General features: G+C 68.8%; 15 protein-coding genes and 1 pseudogene. 14 read left to right on the top strand and 2 right to left on the bottom strand.

Annotated elements, in window-relative coordinates; all coding sequences use genetic code 11:
• Positions 1-154: 154 nt before the first annotated feature.
• Positions 155-1090, bottom strand: a complete 936-nt coding sequence (locus AB0I54_RS08560) for a hypothetical protein (RefSeq protein ID WP_363295169.1) — start codon at positions 1088-1090, stop codon at positions 155-157.
• A gap of 137 nt (positions 1091-1227) precedes the next feature.
• On the opposite strand from AB0I54_RS08560, the gene AB0I54_RS08555 reads away from it, so the two are divergent.
• From AB0I54_RS08555 to AB0I54_RS08490, 14 genes and pseudogenes are all read left to right on the top strand, one after another.
• Complete coding sequence (locus AB0I54_RS08555) at positions 1228-3852, top strand: valine--tRNA ligase (protein ID WP_363295168.1); 2625 nt, start codon at positions 1228-1230, stop codon at positions 3850-3852.
• Positions 3853-3950: 98 nt separating this feature from the next.
• On the top strand, positions 3951-5465 hold the full coding sequence (locus tag AB0I54_RS08550; protein WP_363295167.1) for a folylpolyglutamate synthase/dihydrofolate synthase family protein: 1515 nt from the start codon (positions 3951-3953) through the stop codon (positions 5463-5465).
• A gap of 11 nt (positions 5466-5476) precedes the next feature.
• Positions 5477-5836 carry a DUF4233 domain-containing protein gene (locus AB0I54_RS08545; protein ID WP_363295166.1) on the top strand — a complete coding sequence of 120 codons (360 nt, stop codon included), beginning with the start codon at positions 5477-5479 and terminating at the stop codon, positions 5834-5836.
• Positions 5837-5900: 64 nt separating this feature from the next.
• On the top strand, positions 5901-6314 hold the full coding sequence (ndk, locus tag AB0I54_RS08540) for a nucleoside-diphosphate kinase (protein ID WP_263208781.1): 414 nt from the start codon (positions 5901-5903) through the stop codon (positions 6312-6314).
• 1570 nt (positions 6315-7884) lie between these two features.
• Positions 7885-8904: a rod shape-determining protein gene (locus AB0I54_RS08535; protein WP_004001297.1), complete on the top strand. Its 1020-nt coding sequence runs from the start codon at positions 7885-7887 to the stop codon at positions 8902-8904.
• A gap of 116 nt (positions 8905-9020) precedes the next feature.
• Positions 9021-9962, top strand: a complete 942-nt coding sequence (gene mreC / locus AB0I54_RS08530) for a rod shape-determining protein MreC (protein ID WP_363295165.1) — start codon at positions 9021-9023, stop codon at positions 9960-9962.
• A gap of 13 nt (positions 9963-9975) precedes the next feature.
• Positions 9976-10653, top strand: coding sequence for a rod shape-determining protein MreD (mreD, locus tag AB0I54_RS08525; RefSeq protein WP_363295164.1), 678 nt, complete (start codon positions 9976-9978; stop codon positions 10651-10653).
• 138 nt (positions 10654-10791) lie between these two features.
• A complete protein-coding gene (gene mrdA, locus AB0I54_RS08520) occupies positions 10792-13041 on the top strand; it encodes a penicillin-binding protein 2 (RefSeq protein WP_363295163.1) in 2250 nt (749 codons plus the stop codon).
• Entirely contained in the window at positions 13038-14237 is a 1200-nt protein-coding gene (rodA, locus tag AB0I54_RS08515; RefSeq protein ID WP_363295162.1) for a rod shape-determining protein RodA, read from the top strand. Before mrdA ends, rodA begins: the two co-directional genes overlap by 4 nt.
• Positions 14238-14420: 183 nt before the next feature.
• The gene (locus tag AB0I54_RS08510; protein WP_363295161.1) at positions 14421-15950 is read left to right on the top strand and encodes a CYTH and CHAD domain-containing protein; all 1530 of its coding nucleotides are present in this window, start codon (positions 14421-14423) and stop codon (positions 15948-15950) included.
• Between the two features lie 71 nt (positions 15951-16021).
• Positions 16022-18019 (top strand): TIGR03960 family B12-binding radical SAM protein, encoded by a 1998-nt coding sequence (locus tag AB0I54_RS08505; protein ID WP_363295160.1) that lies wholly within the window; start codon positions 16022-16024, stop codon positions 18017-18019.
• A gap of 416 nt (positions 18020-18435) precedes the next feature.
• Positions 18436-18663, top strand: a pseudogene (locus AB0I54_RS08500) (phosphomethylpyrimidine synthase ThiC); the annotation flags it as partial.
• 102 nt (positions 18664-18765) lie between these two features.
• Positions 18766-19398 carry a hypothetical protein gene (locus tag AB0I54_RS08495; RefSeq protein WP_363295159.1) on the top strand — a complete coding sequence of 211 codons (633 nt, stop codon included), beginning with the start codon at positions 18766-18768 and terminating at the stop codon, positions 19396-19398.
• Positions 19399-19409: 11 nt separating this feature from the next.
• Positions 19410-20120, top strand: coding sequence for a hypothetical protein (locus AB0I54_RS08490; protein ID WP_363295158.1), 711 nt, complete (start codon positions 19410-19412; stop codon positions 20118-20120).
• A gap of 138 nt (positions 20121-20258) precedes the next feature.
• On the opposite strand, the gene AB0I54_RS08485 is transcribed toward AB0I54_RS08490, so the two are convergent.
• Positions 20259-20435, bottom strand: a complete 177-nt coding sequence (locus AB0I54_RS08485) for a YjzC family protein (RefSeq protein ID WP_363295157.1) — start codon at positions 20433-20435, stop codon at positions 20259-20261.
• Between the last annotated feature and the right edge of the window lie 80 nt (positions 20436-20515).

The following is a 20515-nucleotide window of genomic DNA, read 5'->3' as shown; positions in this document are numbered from 1 at the left end:
GCCCCGCTGCAGCGCGGGGCGCCCCTCGGTGTAGTGGTCGGTCAGCACGAGGCCGTGGTGTGATGCGGCAGCCGGACTCGCGGCGAGAGGAATGGCGATGGGTGGGGCCCCGGTCAACCGACCGGGGCCCCTTCTCGTGGTTGGCGACGTGGCGTCAGATCTTGACGCGCACGTCGTTGCGCAGCTTCGCCGCGAGGTCCGCCGTGTCGGCGACCGAGCCGCCGTCGCCCGCGGCCAGGGCCGCGAAGCTGAACGCCGAGACGTAGCCGACGGTGCTGTGGTCGGCCCAGATGCACATGGGCAGCTTCACGGTCTTCGGGGCGCTGGCGGAGGTCGAGTCCGAGTTGTCGATCTCGGCCACCTGGCACTTCATGATGCCGTTCGAGAAGCCCGCCGGGTGCTGCTCCTCGGGGCTGCCGATCATCTTGCTGTCCCCGGCGCTCTTGTCCTTCTCGGACTCCGACTTGACCTTGGCGAACATCGCGTCCACGACGGCCTCGGGGTTGTCGATGGTCCCGTACACCCCGCCGAAGGAGAGCGACTTCGCGGACAGTCCCGTGCCGCTCTGGTAGCCGGCCTTGACGTCCTTGGCGTTCTTCACGCCCCACTTCTCGAAGTCCTTGACGTCGGAGTCGGTCATGTCGCCCGAGGAGTCCGCGCTGCCCGACTTCTTGTACGTCCCGTTGATGACCTCGGCCGGCGTCGTCAGCTTGTGCGGGCCGTCGTCCGCGACGTCCGAGCCGCCGCTGCCCGTGCCCAGCACGAAGTAGGCGCCCACCGCGATGGCCGCCACCACGGCGACGGCCCCGATGATCAGGCCCGTCTTCTTCTTGCCGCCGCCCGGGGCCGGGGGCTGGGGGACGGCGTAGCCGGGCTGGCCGTAGGGGGGCGTCGGCTGGCCGTACGGGTTCGGCTGCTGGGGTGCGCCCTGCTGGGGGTAGCCGTAACCGGGCTGGGGCGGAGGGGCCTGCTGAGGGTAGCCGTAGCCGGGCTGGGGAGCCTGCGGCTGCTGGCCGTAGGGGCCCGGCTGGCCGTACGGTCCGGGCTGCTGGGGCTGCCCGCCGTACGGGCCCGGCTGGTTGTGACTCATTTCTGGGTTCCCCTCCAGATGCTTATGTGTTCCTGACATCCTGGCGCAGGCACAGGAAGCCCACCGCATCGGGGGTCGCACCGTTACAGAACAAACGCGTTTCGGGACTGGGTCGTGACACCTCTAAACTGACCCCCGTGACCGAGAACGCTCAGCAGCAGCCACCAGCGCCCGACACCGAACTGCCGACCCAGTACGCGCCGGCCGATGTAGAGGGGCCGCTGTACGAGCGCTGGGTGGAGCGGGGTTACTTCGAGGCGGACGCGAAGAGCGACAAGCCCGCGTACACCGTCGTCATCCCCCCGCCGAACGTCACCGGCAGCCTGCACCTCGGGCACGCCTTCGAGCACACGCTCATCGACGCCCTGACACGACGCAAGCGCATGCAGGGCTTCGAGACGCTGTGGCAGCCCGGCATGGACCACGCCGGCATCGCCACGCAGAACGTCGTCGAGCGCGAGCTCGGGAAAGAAGGAAAGTCCCGGCACGACCTCGGGCGGGACGCCTTCGTCGAGCGCGTCTGGCAGTGGAAGGCCGAGTCCGGCGGGCAGATCAGCGGACAGATGCGCCGCCTCGGCGACGGCGTCGCCTGGTCCCGCGAGCGGTTCACCATGGACGAAGGGCTGTCCCAGGCCGTCCAGACCATCTTCAAGCGGCTCTACGACGACGAGCTGATCTACCGCGCCGAACGCATCATCAACTGGTGCCCCCGCTGTCTGACGGCCATCTCGGACATCGAGGTCGAGTACCAGGACGACGACGGCGAACTCGTCTCCATGAAGTACGGCGACGGGGACGACACCATCGTCGTCGCCACCACCCGCGCCGAGACCATGCTCGGTGACACCGCCGTCGCCGTTCACCCCGACGACGAGCGCTACAAGCACCTCGTCGGCAAGCTCATCAAGCTCCCGCTGACCGACCGCTCCATCCCGGTCGTCGCCGACACGCACGTCGACCCCGAGTTCGGCACCGGCGCCGTCAAGGTCACCCCGGCCCACGACCCGAACGACTTCGAGATCGGCCAGCGGCACGATCTGCCGTCCATCACGATCATGGACGAGCACGCCGTCATCACCGCGCACGGCCCCTTCCAGGGCCTGGACCGCCTGGAGGCCCGCTCGGCGATCGTCGCCGCGCTGCGCGCCGAGGGCCGGATCGTCGCCGAGAAGCGGCCGTACGTCCACTCCGTCGGCCACTGCTCGCGCTGCAAGACCACCATCGAGCCCAGGCTCTCCATGCAGTGGTGGGTCAAGGTCGGCCCGCTCGCCAAGGCCGCCGGTGACGCGGTCCGCGACGGCAAGGTCAAGATCCATCCGCAGGAGATGGAGAAGCGCTACTTCGACTGGGTCGACAACCTCCACGACTGGTGCATCTCACGGCAGTTGTGGTGGGGCCATCGGATTCCCGTCTGGTACGGCCCGAACGGCGAGGTCGTCTGCGTCGGCCCCGACGAGGAGCCGCCGAGCGGCGAGGGCTGGCGTCAGGACACCGACGTCCTCGACACCTGGTTCTCCTCCGGCCTGTGGCCCTTCTCCACCCTCGGCTGGCCCGAGCAGACCGAGTCGCTCGCGAAGTTCTACCCGAACTCCGTCCTGGTCACCGGCTACGACATCCTCTTCTTCTGGGTCGCCCGGATGATGATGTTCGGCCTGTACGCGATGGACGGCACCCCGCCGTTCCACACCATCGCCCTGCACGGCATGGTCCGCGACCAGTTCGGCAAGAAGATGTCGAAGTCCTTCGGCAACGCGGTCAACCCGCTGGACTGGATGGACAAGTACGGCTCCGACGCGCTCCGCTTCACCCTCGCGCGCGGCGCCAACCCGGGTGTCGACGTCCCGATCGGCGAGGACTGGGTCCAGGGCTCCCGCAACTTCGCCAACAAGATCTGGAACGCCACCCGCTTCGCGCTGATGAACGGCGCGACGGTGGACGGGCCGCTGCCGGACCCGGCGAAGATGGCCGCCACCGACCGCTGGATCCTCTCCCGCCTCAACTCCGTCGTCGCCGAAGTCGACGCGTTCTACGAGGACTTCCAGTTCGCGAAGCTCTCCGACGCCCTCTTCCACTTCGCGTGGGACGAGGTCTTCGACTGGTACGTCGAGCTGTCCAAGACGACGTTCCAGGCGGGCGGCGAGGCCGCCGAGGTCTCCAAGCGCGTCCTGGGCGAGGTCCTCGACGTCACCCTCCGGCTCCTCCACCCGGTCGTCCCGTTCGTCACGGAGACCCTGTGGACCACCCTCACGGGCGGTGAGTCGGTCGTCATCGCCGAATGGCCGGCCGACAGCGGCTTCCGCGACAAGGCGGCCGAGCGGGAGATCGAGACCCTCCAGTCCGTCATCACCGAGGTCCGCCGCTTCCGCGCCGACCAGGGCCTGCAGCCCGGCCAGCGCGTCCCGGCCCGCCTCACCCTGGACGGCACGGCCCTCGCCACGCACGAGGCGGCCATCCGCCAGCTGCTGCGGCTCCAGCCGGAGGGCGAGTCCTTCACGGCCACGGCCACCCTGCCGGTCGCCGGGGCGGAGGTCGCCCTCGACCTCTCCGGCACGATCGACGTGGCCGCGGAGCGCAAGCGCCTCGCCAAGGACCTGGCCGCCGCCGAGAAGGAGAAGGCCCAGGCCACGGCCAAGCTCGGCAACGAGGCGTTCCTCGCGAAGGCCCCGGACCACGTCGTGGACAAGATCCGCACGCGGCTTGCCAAGGCCGACGAGGACATCACGCGGATCCAGGCCCAGCTGGACAAGCTGCCCCCGGCGTAAGCGCCCGTAGCGCCCGTACGGCACTGAAGGCCCCCGGACCCACACGGCACCGGGGGCCTTCGCCCATGTCTGTCCGTGCCGCTCCGTAGACTGGTGTCGTGAGCGAAGCGCCCGGCACCAACGACCAGCCCGACCCCCTCGACTCCTTCGACGAGATGATCGCGGCGGAGACCGACCGCGACCCCGACCTCGCGGTGATCGAGGCCGGCAGCCGCACCCTGCGCACGCAGGGCGGGCCGGCGCAGGCGGACGTACCCGCGAGGCCCGAGGACCCCGAGGTCGACAAGGCCCTGCGCGAGGTCGAGGCCGAGCTCGCCACCCGCTGGGGCGAGACCAAGCTGGAGCCGTCCGTCAGCCGCATCGCCGCGCTCATGGACGTGCTGGGGGATCCGCAGCGGTCGTACCCCTCGATCCACATCACCGGGACGAACGGCAAGACGTCCACGGCCCGCATGATCGAGGCCCTCCTCGGCGCCTTCGAGCTGCGCACCGGCCGCTACACGTCCCCGCACGTGCAGTCGGTCACCGAGCGCATCAGCCTGGACGGCGCGCCGATCTCCGCCGAGCGGTTCATCGAGACGTACCAGGACATCAAGCCGTACATCGAGATGGTCGACGCCATGCAGGAGTTCCGGCTGTCGTTCTTCGAGGTGCTCACTGGCATGGCGTACGCCGCGTTCGCGGACGCGCCGATCGACGTGGCCGTGGTCGAGGTCGGGATGGGCGGCAGCTGGGACGCGACGAACGTGATCGACGGCGATGTCGCCGTGGTCACCCCCATCGACCTGGACCACACGGACCGGCTCGGCGAGACCCCCGCCGAGATCGCCGCGGAGAAGGCCGGGATCGTCAAGCAGGACGCGACGGTCATCCTGGCCCAGCAGCCGGTGGACGCGGCGCAGGTGCTGCTGAAGAAGGCGGTCGAGGTCGACGCGACGGTGGCCCGGGAGGGCCTGGAGTTCGGCGTGGTGGACCGCCGGATCGCGGTGGGCGGCCAGCTCCTCACCCTGCGTGGCCTGGGCGGCGAGTACCCCGAGGTGTACCTCCCGCTGCACGGCGCCCACCAGGCGCACAACGCGGCCGTGGCGCTCGCCGCGGTGGAGGCGTTCTTCGGCGTCGGCTCGCAGCGCGCGGAGCGGCTGGACATCGACACCGTCCGCAAGGCCTTCGCCGCGGTCTCCTCGCCGGGCCGTCTGGAGGTCGTACGGCACTCGCCGACGATCGTCCTGGACGCCGCGCACAACCCCGCGGGCGCGCGGGCGACGGCCGAGGCGATCGGCGAGGCCTTCGACTTCAGCCGGCTGATCGGGGTCGTGGGCGCGAGCGGCGACAAGAACGTGCGCGGGCTCCTGGAGGCCTTCGAGCCGATCTTCGCTGAGATCGTCGTCACGCAGAACTCCAGTCACCGTGCCATGGACGCGGACGAGCTGGCCGCGGTCGCCGTCGAGGTGTTCGGCGAGGAGCGGGTACAGGTCGAGCCGCGGCTGCCCGACGCCCTGGAGGCCGCGATCACGCTGGCCGAGGAGGAGGGCGAGTTCGCGGGCGGCGGTGTGCTGGTCACCGGCTCGGTCATCACGGTGGGCGAGGCCCGTCTGCTGCTGGGCAAGGGCTGAGGAGGAAAATCATGCGTACGCTCTGCTCCTCGACCCTGATCGGCGAGTTCTTCGTCATCGGCTTCGCCGCGCTGGTGGCGATGAAGGACCCGGACCTGTCGACGACCACGGTGTGGACGGTCAGCGGGATCGCGATGTTCCTGTGCGTGGTGCTGTGCGGCGTGGTGACGCGCCCCGGCGGAGTGGCCCTCGGCTGGGCCCTCCAGCTCGCGCTGATCGCCTCCGGGGTGTTCGTCCCCACGATGTACTTCATGGGGGCGCTGTTCGCGGCGCTGTGGTGGGCTTCCGTGCACTACGGAAGAAAGATCGACGAGGCGAGGGCCCGCTTCGCCGCGCAGGCCGGGTCGCCCACTACACCTGACGCTGCGTAACAGGTGCCCGGACACGCCCTGTAACCTCGTCCCACCGCACACGTCAGTCAGAAGGAGCCTTCCCGTGACCCAGCGCACCCTCGTCCTCCTCAAGCCCGACGCCGTTCGTCGCGGCCTGACCGGCGAGATCATCAGCCGTATCGAGCGGAAGGCCGGCTGGCAGATCACCGCGCTGGAGCTGCGCACGCTGGACCAGGAAACGCTGGAGCAGCACTACGGCGAGCACAAGGGCAAGCCCTTCTACGAGCCCCTGGTCGAGTTCATGGCCTCCGGCCCGGTCGTCGCCCTGATCGTCGAGGGCGAGCGCGTCATCGAGGGCCTGCGCGCCCTGGCCGGCCCCACCGACCCGATCGCCGCGGCGCCCGGCTCCATCCGCGGCGACTACGGCGTCATCGTCCGCGAGAACCTGATCCACGCCTCCGACTCGGAGGAGTCGGCGGAACGAGAGGTCAAGATCTTCTTCCCCGGCCACGCGTAACCCTCCGGGGGCTCGCGACCCGGACACCGCCCGCCGCGACACCGCGCCGCCCCGGGGCTGCGGATCGGATCCGGGTGACTCGGCGGCCGGCGCCTGCTGGGCCGCACGCCGAGTGATACGCCGGTCTGTGACACGGGTGACCACCGGTCCGGCGAGCTGCGTGCCCGGGTGTCTCGACGGTTCGGGGCGGGTCTGAGACTTGGGCGGCCGAGCGGTCTGGTGAGCTGCTGGATCGGGTGGCTCGGCGGTTCGGGGCTGTTGGGTCGTGCACCGGGTGGTCTGCGGGTTTGAGGCTTGGGCGGCCGAGCGGTCTGGTGAGCTGCCGGATCGGGTGGCTCGGCGGTTCGGGGCTGTTGGGTCGTGCACCGGGTGGTCCGCGGGCCTGGGGCTTGGGCGGCCGCCCGGTTCGGTGAAGTGCCGGTTCTGGTGGCATACGGGTCGGCTGGCTTCCCGGTCGACTGGCTTGCCGGGCCGATGGGCTGTCGGTCTCGACGCCTGTGGTCTCGCGGCTGTGGGTGCGCTTTGTCCGTCGGTTCGGCCAGCGTGGCGAGCTGGGGGCTAACTGTCTTCTTCCCCCGGCCGCGCGTAACCCTCCGGGGCTCGCGGCAGGAACACCCCCGACCGTCGGTCGACCCGTGCCCTGTCGGCCTGGGTGACTCGGCGGATCGGGGATCTGTCGGGTCGCGCACCGGGTGGTGCGTGGGTCTGGGGCTTGGGTGGCCGCCCGGTTCGGTGAGTTGCCGGTTCCGGCGGCTTGCCGGTCCGGAGGGCTGTCGGTCTCGACGCCTGTGGTCTCACGGCTGTGGGTGCGCATTGTCCGTCGGTCCTGCCGGCTTCGCGAGCAGGGGCTCGGTGTCTTCTTCCCCAGCCGCGCCTAACCCTCCGGGGGCTTACCGGCACGGACTCACTCCCTAGGCCGTCGGCCGCCCACCGCCCGCCCGCTGCGGGCGGCGGCTCGGGTGGCTACCTGTCGGCCTACACCGGGTGGTTCGCGGGGCTGAGGCTTGGTGGCCGCCCGGTTCGGTGAGTTGCCGGTTCGGGTGGCTTGTCGGCCCGGAGGGCTGTCGGTCTCGATGCCTGTCGTCTCGCGGCTGTGGGTGCGTATTCTCCGCTGGTTTGGGCGGGTTGGCGAGTCGGGGGCTCGGTATTTTCTTGCCCCGGCCGCGCCCAACCCTCCGGGCCCCGCCGGAATCGGCACCTCGACGGTCGGTCGGCTCCGGGGCCGTGGGTGCGCATTGGCGGGGGAGGCGTTCCGGCGGGTCGGGGGGGCAAAATTTCGGGGATTTTTTTGATGGCGTGTCAGTTCGGTCGGCCCGGCTGACCTGGGGCGAGGGTACGTTTTCGGCCTTCGCTTGGCATATGCGTGGCGATCGGGGGAACGAGTGCCCCCGTTGGGCCGTCTCCAGGAGCGAGGCGGCGCACCGCATGCTGACAATGGCGAAGACCCTCGCGCAGTGTTCGTGCAGGCGCGTCTACGATGGAAGCCTTCACGTCACAGCACCCACCTCGCCAACCTGAAAAGCTCTCAAAAGCTCGTGGGAAGGCCAGACGAATCCTGATGGGGAACTCAATGTCGTTCATCGGCCGTGACATGGCTGTCGACCTCGGGACCGCCAACACGCTGGTGTACGTCAGGGGTCGCGGGATCGTACTCAACGAGCCGTCCGTCGTCGCGATCAACACCAACACCGGTGGCATCCTGGCGGTAGGCGCGGAAGCGAAGAAGATGATCGGGCGGACCCCCGGCAACATCGTTGCCGTACGGCCGCTGAAGGACGGCGTCATCGCCGACTTCGAGATCACCGAGCGGATGCTCCGCTACTTCATCCTGAAGATCCACAAGCGGCGGTATCTCGCCAGGCCGCGCGTCGTCGTCTGCGTGCCCTCCGGCATCACCGGCGTCGAGCGCCGCGCCGTCATCGAGGCGTCGTCCCAGGCCGGCGCCCGCCAGGTGCACATCATCGAGGAGCCCATGGCCGCGGCCATCGGCTCCGGCCTGCCGGTCCACGAGGCCACGGGCAACATGGTGGTGGACATCGGCGGCGGCACCACGGAGGTCGCGGTCATCTCGCTCGGCGGCATCGTCACCGCCCAGTCCATCCGCGTCGCCGGCGACGAACTGGACAACGCGATCATCCAGCACATCAAGAAGGAGTACTCCCTTCTGCTGGGTGAGCGGACGGCCGAGCAGATCAAGATCACGATCGGTTCGGCGTACGACCTCGACTCCGACGAGCACACCGAAATCCGTGGCCGGGACCTCGTCTCCGGACTGCCCAAGACCGTCGTCATCTCCGCCGCCGAGGTGCGCAAGGCGATCGAGGAGCCCGTCAACGCCATCGTCGACGCGGTCAAGACGACGCTCGACAAGTGTCCGCCGGAGCTGTCCGGCGACATCATGGACCGAGGAATCGTTCTGACCGGCGGCGGCGCCCTGTTGCGCGGTCTCGACGAGCGGCTGCGCCGCGAGACCGGCATGCCGATCCATATCGCCGAGGACCCGCTGGACAGCGTCGCGCTCGGCTCCGGCAAGTGCGTCGAGGAGTTCGAGGCGCTCCAGCAGGTTCTGGACGCCCAGCCGCGCAGATGACGTAACTCTTCGATTCCGCCGTACGAGATGATCTCCTCTCGTACGGCGGATCGTTGATATAGAGGCATAAGCTCCCACAATCTCCATTCCAATGAGGAAGGGCACGGCCGCCGCACGTGAGGGACACGAAAGAGAGCCGGCTGCTCCTGGTGCTGTTGATCGCCATCGCGTTCGCACTGATCACGGTGGACATCCGCGGCGGCCAGAACTCCCCGGTCGACGGTGCCCGGCAGGCCGCGGCCGCGGTCTTCGGTCCGATCGAGAACGGGGTGTCGTCGGCGGTCGATCCCGTCGGCAACGCCGTCTCCGCCATCCGCAACTCGGGTGAACGGCACGACCGGCTGGCGAAACTGGAGAAGGAGAACGCGGCCCTCAAGGCGAAGCTCGGCAGCGACGACCGCAACCGCAGCCGCCTGAGGCAGCTCGACAAGATGCTGAAGGTGGCCGGCGAGGGTCAGTACGGCATCAAGGGCGCCCAGGTCATCGCCATAGGGGCGGCCCAGGGCTTCTCCTGGACCATCACCATCGACGTCGGCGCCAACGACGGCATCAAGCGGGACATGACCGTGCTCAACGGCGACGGACTTGTCGGGCGCGTCACCACCGTCGGTCCGGACGCCTCCACGGTGTTGCTCGCCAACGACCCCGACTTCACCGTCGGCACCCGTATGGAGGGCAGCGACGAGCTCGGCTTCGCCTCCGGGCAGGGCGACCGCCCGCTGCGCGTCGAACTCCTCAACGGCAAGGCGGAGGTGAAGAAGGGCGACCGGCTCATCACCTTCGGCTCCCAGGCCGACAGGCCCTTCGTGCCCGGCGTCCCGGTCGGCATCGTCTCCAGGGTCGACCCCTCCGGCGGCGGCCTGACCCGTACCCTCTACGTCACGCCGTTCGTCGGCTTCACCAAGCTCGACATCGTCGGCGTCGTCGTCGAGGCCCCGAAGAAGGACCCGCGCGACGAGGTGCTCCCGGCCAAGCCCAAGCCGACCCCCACTCCGACGGTGACCGTCACCGTCACCCCGTCCGCCGACGCGACCGCCACCGACGAGCAGCAGCAGTAGGAGCTCAATCCCCATGCGTGTCAACCGGATCCTGCTCTCCACCGCCCTCGTAGTCGTCGCCCTGGTCGTCCAGGTGAGCGTGCTGTCCCGGCTCCACCTCCCGGGTGCCGTGCCCGACATACTGCTGCTCACCGTCCTTGGCCTGGCCATGGTGTACGGCCATGTGGGCGGCGCCCTCGTCGGCTTCGGCGCCGGACTGCTCGCCGACCTCGCCCCGCCCGCCGACCACGCCGCCGGCCGCTACGCCCTGGTCCTGTGCGTCATCGGCTACGGCGCGGGACTCATCAAGCCGGAGAACGGCCGGCTCAAGTCGGCCACCGGACCCATGGTCGTGGTGGTCGCCGCGGCGATCGGCTCGACCATGCTGTACGCCGGTGTGGGCGCCCTCGTCGGCGACACCGCCGCCCGCCACGTCGGCCTGGGCAGCCTGCTGCTCACGGCCGCCCTGTACGACCTGCTGCTCGCGCCGTTCGTCGTCCCCGGGATCATGGCCCTGGCCCGCCGTGCCGAGAACGACCCTCTCTCGGAGAGCGGTTCCGGCGCCAAGGCCACCGACCTCTCCTCCGGCTGGCTCTCCTCCGGCACGGGCCTGCGCATCGGCGGCCAGCGTGGCGGCCTCGGCAGCCTCAAGACCAAGGCCCGTACCCGCGCCACCCGCGTCGGCCGCATCAAGGGGGTCAAGCGGCTGTGAGGACACGCCGGTTGGCCGAGGACCGGGCGCACAGGTTCGTCGTATATGAGTCGTACACACACTGAGAGGGGGAGGCAGCCACAGTGACCAATGCCCACCCGTCTCCCACCACCACCCTTGAAGGAATGGGCTTCGCCCATGACTAACATTCCGGAGACCGGACGGACCCCAAGGGTCCAGACCCGGCTCGTCGTGATCCAGATCCTTGTCCTCTCCCTGCTCGGCACCCTCGGCGGCCGCCTGTGGTACCTGCAGATCCGGGAGGGCGCCGCCTACGCCAAGGAAGCGTCCGGCAACCACGTCCAGCAGGTCGTACAGCCCGCCGTGCGCGGCTCGATCCTGGACGCGCGCGGGGTCCCGATCGCCGACAACGAGACCCGCCTCGTCGTCTCCGCGTCCCGTACCGACCTGCTCAAGCAGAAGGACGACGGCAAGGGGGTGCTCACCAAGCTGGCCGGGGTCCTCGGCATGGACCCCAAGGAGGTCATGCAGAAGGTCCGGCTGTGCGACGCCAAGACCCCGCAGCCGTGCTGGAACGGCTCGCCGTACCAGCCGATCCCGATCACCGACGAGGCCACCGCCCGGCAGGCCCTGCAGATCCGCGAGCGCTCCGAGGACTTCCCCGGCATCACCGCCGAGCCGGAGGCCGTGCGCCGCTACCCGGCCCCCGGCAAGGCCAACACCGCGCAGGTCCTCGGCTATCTCTCCCCGGTCACCGACGACGAGATCCAGCAGGCCAAGGACACCGACTCGCCGTATCTGCGCTCCGACATGGTCGGCCGCAGCGGTCTCGAGCGCCAGTACGACAGGGAACTGCGCGGCAAGGCCGGCGTCACCCGTTACGAGGTCGACAACCTCGGCCGGGTCATCGGCAAGGCCAAGTCGGACGACGCCGAGCCCGGCTCCAACCTGGTCACCAGCATCGACTCCCGCGTCCAGCGGGTCGCCGAGTACGAGCTGAACGTGGCGATGGAGAAGGCCCGCCAGCAGTACGACAAGATCACCCAGGAGAATTACAAGGCCGACTCCGGCGCCGTCGTCGTGATGGAGGCCAAGACCGGCCGGATCGTCGCGATGGCGTCGGCGCCGAACTACGACCCGAACGTCTGGGTCGGCGGCATCTCCGCCAAGGACTACAAGAAGCTCACCGGCAAGAACTCCGACTACCCGCTGCTCAACAGGGCCATACAGGGTCAGGCGGCGCCGGGTTCGACGTTCAAGGTGGTCTCCACGGCCGCCGCGGTCCAGGCCGGTTACGTCTGGGACGGCGGCTACCCGTGCACCAGCTCGTACTCCGTCGGCGGACAGGTCTTCAAGAACTTCGAGGGTGAGAACTTCGGCCCGATCTCGCTCGGCCGGGCGCTGGAGGTCTCCTGCGACACCGTCTTCTACGGCCTCGCCGACCGCGAGTGGAAGAGGGACGGCGGCATCAACCCCAAGAAGGGCCAGCCCAAGGACTGGTTCTTCAAGACCGCCCACCAGTTCGGCCTCGGCAAGGAGACCGGCGTCGACCTGCCCAACGAGGTCACCGGCCGCGTCCCGGACCGCCAGTGGAAGCTCGACTACTGGAAGGCCAACAAGGACGCCTGGTGCAAGTCCGGCAAGAAGGACGGCTCGTACGTCGAGAAGATCGCGTACGAGAACTGCCTCGAAGGCAACAAGATGCGCGAGGGCGACGAGATCAACTACTCCATCGGCCAGGGCGACACCCTCGTCACGCCGATCCAGGAGGCCGTGATCTACGGCGCCGTCGCCAACGGCGGCACCATGTACAAGCCGACCATCGGCAAGGCGGTCATCAGCGCCGACGGCAAGTCCGTCCAGGAGATCAAGCCCAGGAAGAACGGCAGGCTGCCGGTCAGCAAGGCCACCCTCAAGGGCATGAACGACGCCTTCGCGGGCGTCATCACCCGCGGTACCGCCGCCTGGAAGTTCGGCGGCTGGCCGCAGGACAAGATCGCCCTGCACGCCAAGACCGGTACCGCCGAGGTCTACGGCAAGCAGACCACGTCCTGGCTGGCCACCTACTCCAAGGACTACACGGTCATCATGACCATCGCCCAGGCCGGTACGGGTTCCGGCGCCTCCGGTGAGGCCGTGCGGAACATCTACAGCGCGATGTACGGCGTCCAGCCGGACGGCTCCATCGACAACAAGAAGGCGCTGCTGCCCACGCCGGAGAAGAACCTGCCCAAGGTCCGCACGGACGGCACGATCAAGTCCCCGAAGGTGTCCAAGGACCCGGCCAAGGACATCCAGGCCACCCCGTCGGGATCGCCGTCACCGGACGCCTCGCAGCCCGCCGCGACCACCGCCTCGCCGGGGACGGGCAACAGCAACACCCGCAGGCGCCGTCGCCGCGGGGGAAGCCGGAGGATGCTCACATGACCGGCGCGAACAGCTTCTCCGTCTCCGGATACGGCCCCGCACGCGCGGGCTGGACCCGTCTCTTCGCCCGCGATTCGCTGGCCCGCCGCCTGGACTGGCCGATAGTGCTGGCGTCGCTCGCCCTGTCCCTGCTCGGTTCGCTGCTGGTCTACTCCGCGACCCGCAACCGCACCGAGATCAACCAGGGCGACCCGTACTACTTCCTGCTCCGGCACGTCATGAACACCGGCATCGGGCTCGCCCTGATGATCGGCACGATCTGGCTCGGCCACCGCACCCTGCGCACGGCCGTGCCGATCCTCTACGGCATCTCGGTCTTCGGCATCCTGCTGGTGCTCACACCGCTCGGCTCGACCGTCAACGGCGCGCACTCCTGGATCGTGCTCGGCGGCGGCTTCTCGCTCCAGCCCTCGGAGTTCGTGAAGATCACGATCATCCTGGGGATGGCGATGATACTGGCGGCCCGGGTGGACGCCGGTGACAAGAAGTACCCCGACCACCGCACGGTTCTGCAGGCCCTGGGCCTGGCCGCCGTACCGATCCTGATCGTGCTGCTCATGCCCGACCTCGGCTCGGTCATGGTCATGGTGATCATCATCCTGGGCGTGCTGCTCGCCTCGGGCGCCTCCAACCGATGGGTCTTCGGCCTGCTCGGCGCGGGCGCGCTCGGCGCGATCGCCGTCTGGCAACTGCACATCCTGGACGACTACCAGATCAACCGCTTCGCGGCCTTCGCCAACCCGGACCTCGACCCCGCGGGCGTCGGCTACAACACCAACCAGGCCCGCATCGCGATCGGCTCGGGCGGTCTGACCGGCGCGGGCCTCTTCCACGGCTCGCAGACCACCGGCCAGTTCGTCCCCGAACAACAGACGGACTTCGTCTTCACGGTCGCGGGGGAGGAACTGGGCTTCGTCGGCGCGGGCCTGATAATCCTCCTCCTCGGCGTCGTTCTGTGGCGCGCCTGCCGCATCGCCCGTGAGACGACCGAGCTGTACGGCACGATCGTCGCCGCCGGGATCGTCGCCTGGTTCGCCTTCCAGGCGTTCGAGAACATCGGTATGACCCTCGGCATCATGCCGGTCACCGGCCTGCCACTGCCGTTCGTGTCATACGGCGGCTCGTCGATGTTCGCGGTGTGGGTGGCCGTGGGCCTGCTGCAGTCGATCAGGGTGCAGCGCCCGATGTCGGCGTAGGGGCACGCAGGGGGACATAGGGGGAGAGGGCGGGGGCCACTTTTCCGGTGGCCCCTTGCCTCGGACGTTTCCCGGTGGCCCCTTGCCGCGGGCGTCGCTCACCTCCCGATTTCCTGGAGTTTGCCTGTGATTCAGCCTGGGTGTGCTCTGCCATCGCGGCCCGCCTGCCACTAGATTCGATTCATGGCGGATGCGAAACGCGAGATCGAGCGCAAGTACGAATCCGACGACAGTGGGCTGCCCGACCTGACCGGCGTCGGCGGGGTGGCGGCCATCCTCGACAAAGGCGTTGTCGAGCTGGACGCCACCTACCACGACACGGCCGACGAACGCCTGGCGGCCGCCTCCATCACCCTGCGCCGCCGCACCGGCGGCTCCGACGCCGGCTGGCACCTCAAGTTCCCGCTGGGCCCGGGCGTGCGCGAGGAGATCCACGCCCCGCTCTCCGACAGCCTGCCCGAGGAACTGGCCGCGCTGGTGCGCTCCCGGGTCCGGGACGCAGAGCTGATCCCCGTCGTCCGGCTCCGCTCCGCCCGCGACCTGCGCCACCTCGTCGACGCCACCGGCAGACTGCTCGCCGAGGCAAGCGTCGACGCGGTGACCGCCGAGCGGCTCACCGAGGGCGGCGGCACCGCCCAGTGGACCGAGATCGAGGTCGAGCTCGCCGAGGACGTGGACCCGGTCGTCCTCGACAAGGTGGAGAAACGGTTGCGCAAGGCGGGCGTACGCCCGTCGAAGGCGCCGTCGAAGCTGGCCAGGGCGCTGGCCGACACCGCACCGGCCGCCAAGAAGGCCCGCCGCGGCCCGAAGAAGCCGGCCAAGCCCGCCAAACCCGCCGAACCCGTCACCGCCGGTGACCACATCCTCGCCTACGTCCGCGACCAACGGGACGCGATCGTCGAGCTCGACCCCGCCGTCCGCCGGGACGTGGAGGACTCCGTCCACAAGATGCGGGTCGCCACGCGCCGTATGCGCAGCACCTTCCGCTCCTTCGGCAAGGTCCTCGACCGCACCGTCACCGATCCGATCGGCGTGGAGCTGAAGTGGCTGGCGGCCGAGCTCGGCGTGGACCGCGACCGCGAGGTGCTCACCGAGCGCCTGACCGCCGCCCTCGACGCGGTCCCCGGTGAACTGGTCTCCGGCCCCGTCCACGAGCGGCTCCGGCTCTGGGCCGGCGCCAGCCACGGCGGAGCCCGCGGCCGTGTCATCGGCGTCCTGGACTCCCAGCGGTATCTGACGCTGCTCGACACCCTGGACGCCCTGGTCGCCGACCCGCCACTGCTGGAGGCGGCCGCCGGGACGCCGGAGAAGGTGATCGCCAAGGCCGTACGCAAGGACTTCGCGAAGGTCGCCGGCCTGGTCGAACAGGCGCTGGACCTCGACCCCGGCCACGCGCGCGACCTCGGGCTGCACGAGGCCCGCAAGAAGGCCAAGCGGGCCCGCTACGCCGCCGAGGCCGCCACACCCGCCCTCGGCGACCCGGCCGCGGCCCTGACCAAGGACATGAAGTCCCTGCAGACCCTGCTCGGCGACCACCAGGACAGCGTCATGGCCCGCCAGACCCTGCGCGAGCTGGCCGCCGTGGCGCACGCGGCGGGAGAGAGCGCGTTCACCTACGGGCTGCTGTACGGGCGGGAGGAGCAGGGCGCGGCGGCCGTGGAGGCCGAGCTGCCCGGGGTCTGGAAGGGGATGAGGTCCGGGGCGTCCGTCTGAGCGTACGGGCCGGGTCCCCGAGCGGGTTAGGCTTGATGGTCACCCCTGTCAGCTCACGAAGGTTCGACAAGATGCCTGCCGAATCCGCCGACACTGCCGAGACCGCCGAGACCGTCGGGTCTGTGTTCCCGCAGCTCGAAGCTCTGCTCCCGCATGTGCAGAAGCCGATCCAGTACGTAGGCGGGGAGCTGAACTCCACGGTCAAGCCGTGGGAGTCCTGCGACGTGCGCTGGGCGCTCATGTACCCGGACGCGTACGAGGTCGGACTGCCCAACCAGGGCGTCATGATCCTCTACGAGGTACTGAACGAGCAGGAGGGCGTCCTCGCCGAGCGCACCTACAGCGTGTGGCCGGACCTGGAGGCGCTGATGCGGGAGCACGGCGTCCCGCAGTTCACGGTGGACAGCCACCGCCCGGTGCGGGCCTTCGACGTGTTCGGCCTGTCGTTCTCCACGGAGCTCGGCTACACGAACATGCTCACGGCCCTGGACCTGGCCGGCATCCCCCTGGAGGCCAAGGACAGGGGGCTGGACGACCCGATCGTGCTGGCGGGCGGCCACGCGGCCTTCAACCCCGAGCCGGTCGCCGACTTCATCGACGCGGCGATCATCGGCGACGGCGAGCAGGCCGTGCTCGACATGACCAGGATCATCCGCGAGTGGAAGGCGGAGGGCCGCCCCGGCGGCCGCGAGGAGGTCCTCTTCCGCCTGGCGCGCACCGGTGGCGTCTACATCCCGGCGTTCTACGACGTCGAGTACCTCGCCGACGGCCGTATCGCCCGCGTGGTCCCCAACAAGTCGGGCGTCCCGTGGCGCGTGTCCAAGCACACGGTGATGGACCTGGACGAGTGGCCGTACCCCAAGCAGCCCCTCGTCCCCCTGGCCGAGACGGTCCACGAGCGCATGTCGGTCGAGATCTTCCGCGGTTGCACCCGCGGCTGCCGCTTCTGCCAGGCGGGCATGATCACCCGCCCGGTCCGCGAGCGCTCGATCACGGGCATCGGCGACATGGTCGAAAAGGGCCTGAAGGCGACGGGCTTCGAGGAGGTGGGCCTGCTGTCCCTCTCCTCGGCCGACCACTCGGAGATCGGCGACATCGCCAAGGGCCTGGCCGACCGCTACGAGGAAGACAAGATCGGCCTCTCGCTCCCCTCGACCCGCGTCGACGCCTTCAACATCGACCTGGCGAACGAGCTGACGCGCAACGGCCGCCGCTCGGGCCTGACCTTCGCCCCCGAAGGCGGCTCGGAACGCATCCGCAAGATCATCAACAAGATGGTCTCGGAAGAGGACCTCATCCGTACGGTGGCGACGGCCTACGGCAACGGCTGGCGCCAGGTGAAGCTGTACTTCATGTGCGGCCTGCCGACGGAGACCGACGACGACGTCCTGCAGATCGCCGACATGGCGACGAAGGTCATCGCCAAGGGCCGCGAGGTCTCCCGCTCCAACGACATCCGCTGCACGGTCTCGATCGGCGGCTTCGTCCCCAAGCCCCACACGCCCTTCCAGTGGGCCCCGCAGCTCTCGGCGGAGGAAACGGACGCACGCCTCGAAAAGCTCCGGGACAAGATCCGAGGCGACAAGAAGTACGGCCGCTCCATCGGCTTCCGCTACCACGACGGCAAGCCCGGCATCGTCGAGGGCCTGCTCTCCCGCGGCGACCGCCGCATCGGCGCCGTCATCCGCGCGGTCTACGACGACGGCGGCCGCTTCGACGGCTGGCGCGAGCACTTCTCGTACGACCGCTGGATGGCCTGCGCCGACAAGGCCCTCACCCCCTTCGGCGTCGACGTCGACTGGTACACCACCCGCGAGCGCACCTACGAGGAGGTCCTCCCCTGGGACCACCTCGACTCCGGCCTCGACAAGGACTGGCTCTGGGAGGACTGGCAGGACGCCCTCGACGAGACGGAGGTCGAGGACTGCCGCTGGACGCCTTGCTTCGATTGCGGGGTGTGTCCGCAGATGGACACGGCCATACAAATCGGTCCGACCGGCAAGAAGTTGCTGCCTCTGACGGTCAAGAACGCAGGTCCGACGCCGGCTTCGAGTGGTCACGCGCACTGAGGTGGGCGAGGCACTCGATGGGGTGATTGAGGCACTGGCGGGGGCGAGTGACGACGATGTGGCCGCCGTACTTGCTGCCGTCGGCGCTTCGCGTTCTCGCCTGCCGACGCCGTCGGCTCCGTTCCGGACACCGCTGCCGAGTCCTGTAGGCGCCTCGCAGATCGTCTCCGAGGTGGAGTGGGTCTGAGCCCGGCGGAGGTCGCAAGTGGAGCGCGTGCGATCTGAGCCCCCTCCTCGCCACAGGAGGGGGCTCACTCGTGTCCGGCCCGGCATCGTTGGACCCATGTGAGGGCGCTGGCCGCCTGGTTCTCAGGGGAGACGTCGCACCAGAACCGCTGGAGTCAACGATTTGCGGGATGTACCACATCGTCGTTGGCCCTTGGCGCCTATAGGTGTCGGCGTAGCGTGACCGGCGCGCATGAGAGGTCCATGATCAAAGGCATCCGGCGGGGCCGGATCAGACGGCCCACTTCTGCTCGTGCCTGAAGTTCTGGTCGATGAAGATTAGTCAAAGCATCACAGAGCGGTTCGGTGGCGCGGAGGCTGAGGGGGCATCACTCGACGAGATCGCTGAGGGGATGCTCCAGAAGTCGAAGGAGTTCGCCGCGAGCGGGAACCGGGTGTACCTGCCGCTGGCGGAATAGCCGTAGTTCGACAGGACAGCCCGCGTCTCGTGGCAGAGCCGCGGGCTGTCCTGCTGCGTTGGGGATCCCGCCGACACTCCTGACGTCTCAAACCAGACCTCAATGTCGACGGACGCTGCTGTTGTCGACGGCGACGCGCTGGCCGATCTGGACGCAAGCCAACTCAGCCTTGCTTCCGATGAACAGTACGTCCAGACTTTCGGAGCCGCTAAGGCTGCTCAGCAAGGACTCACGTACAACGCCGTTACCGAAGCAGACACTCCGGAAGATTCTGCTACAGGGGCTGACACAGGCGAGACCTTTGCGGCTGCCGACTCCACGGCCGCGGGGGATGACGCTGGAGTGGCAGCCGGCGAGGCTGCCGGTAGCCACTGGAGTGTGGTGAAGTTCGTGGGTCATGACGCGGACGGCCGATACATCCCCACCCGGCAGGGCAACAGGGATTTCGGGTGGGTTCACTTCTCCGGACCGCACAACATCCACAACGAAAAGGTCATCAAGGTCGCGGTGAGCGAGCACCCCGAGAGGGGGAGCACCAGGACGCGAAAGTGGTACGGCGCTGTGCTCTACGACCGTATCGGGATCATTGTTGCCCGAGTGAGGGTCCTCGCGCAGTACCACTGGGAGACCAGTGACCACAAGTACAAGCTCGCCGACCGTGATGACAAGATTGGCGTGATTACAGCCTTCTGCCAGGGACACAACAGGTGCCCTGACGCGTTGAACCGGGTGTGACGGAGCACTCGATGATGTGGGATGAGACGGGCCTTTCCGATCTGCAGGCGCAGCTGGCTCACGAAATGCTGAGCCGCGTCTCGGCGATCACCCTCGAAAAACAGGTCTGGCTTGTCCGTGGTGTCGTGAACGCCCCGGAACGACGCGGTGTCGGCCGCGTCGTTCTGTGGGATGGACGGCGACTGGATGCGTCAGTTGCCTTCGACATGCCGCTGACGGACCCAGAGGGCGCAAACATCCCCTCCGGGGACCTGGCGGCCGCTCTGCGAAGCGCAGTGGCCGGCTGCTCCGAACAAGACGTCGAGCAGGCACCACGCGACGCCTTCGGGATCCCCGTGATCGATGCCTCTGCCACGGTGCATGCCTTTGTCGCCCAGCCGCAGTTCCATCTCTCCGATGCACTGCTTGCTGCGGGGGCGGCCTTTTCCATCCGCCCAGAGTCTGACGAGCCCGCGGAGCTGCGCTTGCGTGGCTTCCTGCTTCTCGACCAGGCAACATGCCGTCTCTACCTGGACACCCCTACATCGCAGGACACTCTGCCGTCCGGTTTCGACCTTCCCCTTCGAGACGAAGAAGGCTCAGTTGTCGCCGGCGCGACAGGAGCACAAGCCGTCCTGCCGATGCTGCTGGAGATGGGGGAGATCGAGCGCCTGCGGAAGGACGTCCACGATCCCTACTGCCTGGCTGTCTACGATCTGGCGGGTTGGCTCACCGGTCGGTGATTGACTAAAGCGTCACAGAGCAGTGCGGTGTGGCGGCTGAGGGGGCGTCGTCCGAACGGTTCGCCGCGGGTTTACCTGCCGATCGCGGACTGACACGGCGAAGGGGGCAGACCCGAAGGCCTGCCCCCTCACACCTACTTACTTGCCCTTGGGCTTGTGCTTGGTCTTGTCGACCAGCTTCCAGCCCTGCCCCGGCTTCGGCGTGGGTGGCAGAGGCTTGCCCTGAATGGCAGTCACCTCGTTGCCGCCGCCGACCGGACGGTACTGCCCGGAGTCCGGAGCCGGCGTGCCGGGCTTGATCTTCTTGGTGGCCACATCTGATCACCTGCCCTTCGAGCTGGGCACAGACCTGAAGAGCCGCAACCATAAATAGATTGGTTGCAACTTAAATGGGG

The sequence above is a fragment of the Streptomyces sp. NPDC050625 genome, from assembly GCF_040654755.1.
Classification (GTDB): domain Bacteria; phylum Actinomycetota; class Actinomycetes; order Streptomycetales; family Streptomycetaceae; genus Streptomyces.
Note: the sequence above shows the minus strand (reverse complement) of the source record. Positions and strands in the feature narration are given on the sequence as shown.

Excerpts from the sequence above, each read along its gene's own strand:
- mreD (WP_363295164.1), top strand. The coding sequence starts at position 9,976 with ATGCGTGTCAACCGGATCCTGCTCTCCACCGCCCTCGTAGTCGTCGCC.
- AB0I54_RS08545 (WP_363295166.1), top strand. The coding sequence starts at position 5,477 with ATGCGTACGCTCTGCTCCTCGACCCTGATCGGCGAGTTCTTCGTCATC.
- AB0I54_RS08495 (WP_363295159.1), top strand. The coding sequence starts at position 18,766 with ATGTCGACGGACGCTGCTGTTGTCGACGGCGACGCGCTGGCCGATCTG.
- mrdA (WP_363295163.1), top strand. The coding sequence starts at position 10,792 with ATGACTAACATTCCGGAGACCGGACGGACCCCAAGGGTCCAGACCCGG.
- AB0I54_RS08490 (WP_363295158.1), top strand. The coding sequence starts at position 19,410 with ATGATGTGGGATGAGACGGGCCTTTCCGATCTGCAGGCGCAGCTGGCT.
- AB0I54_RS08535 (WP_004001297.1), top strand. The coding sequence starts at position 7,885 with ATGTCGTTCATCGGCCGTGACATGGCTGTCGACCTCGGGACCGCCAAC.
- AB0I54_RS08505 (WP_363295160.1), top strand. The coding sequence starts at position 16,022 with ATGCCTGCCGAATCCGCCGACACTGCCGAGACCGCCGAGACCGTCGGG.
- rodA (WP_363295162.1), top strand. The coding sequence starts at position 13,038 with ATGACCGGCGCGAACAGCTTCTCCGTCTCCGGATACGGCCCCGCACGC.
- AB0I54_RS08510 (WP_363295161.1), top strand. The coding sequence starts at position 14,421 with ATGGCGGATGCGAAACGCGAGATCGAGCGCAAGTACGAATCCGACGAC.
- AB0I54_RS08560 (WP_363295169.1), bottom strand. The coding sequence starts at position 1,090 with ATGAGTCACAACCAGCCGGGCCCGTACGGCGGGCAGCCCCAGCAGCCC.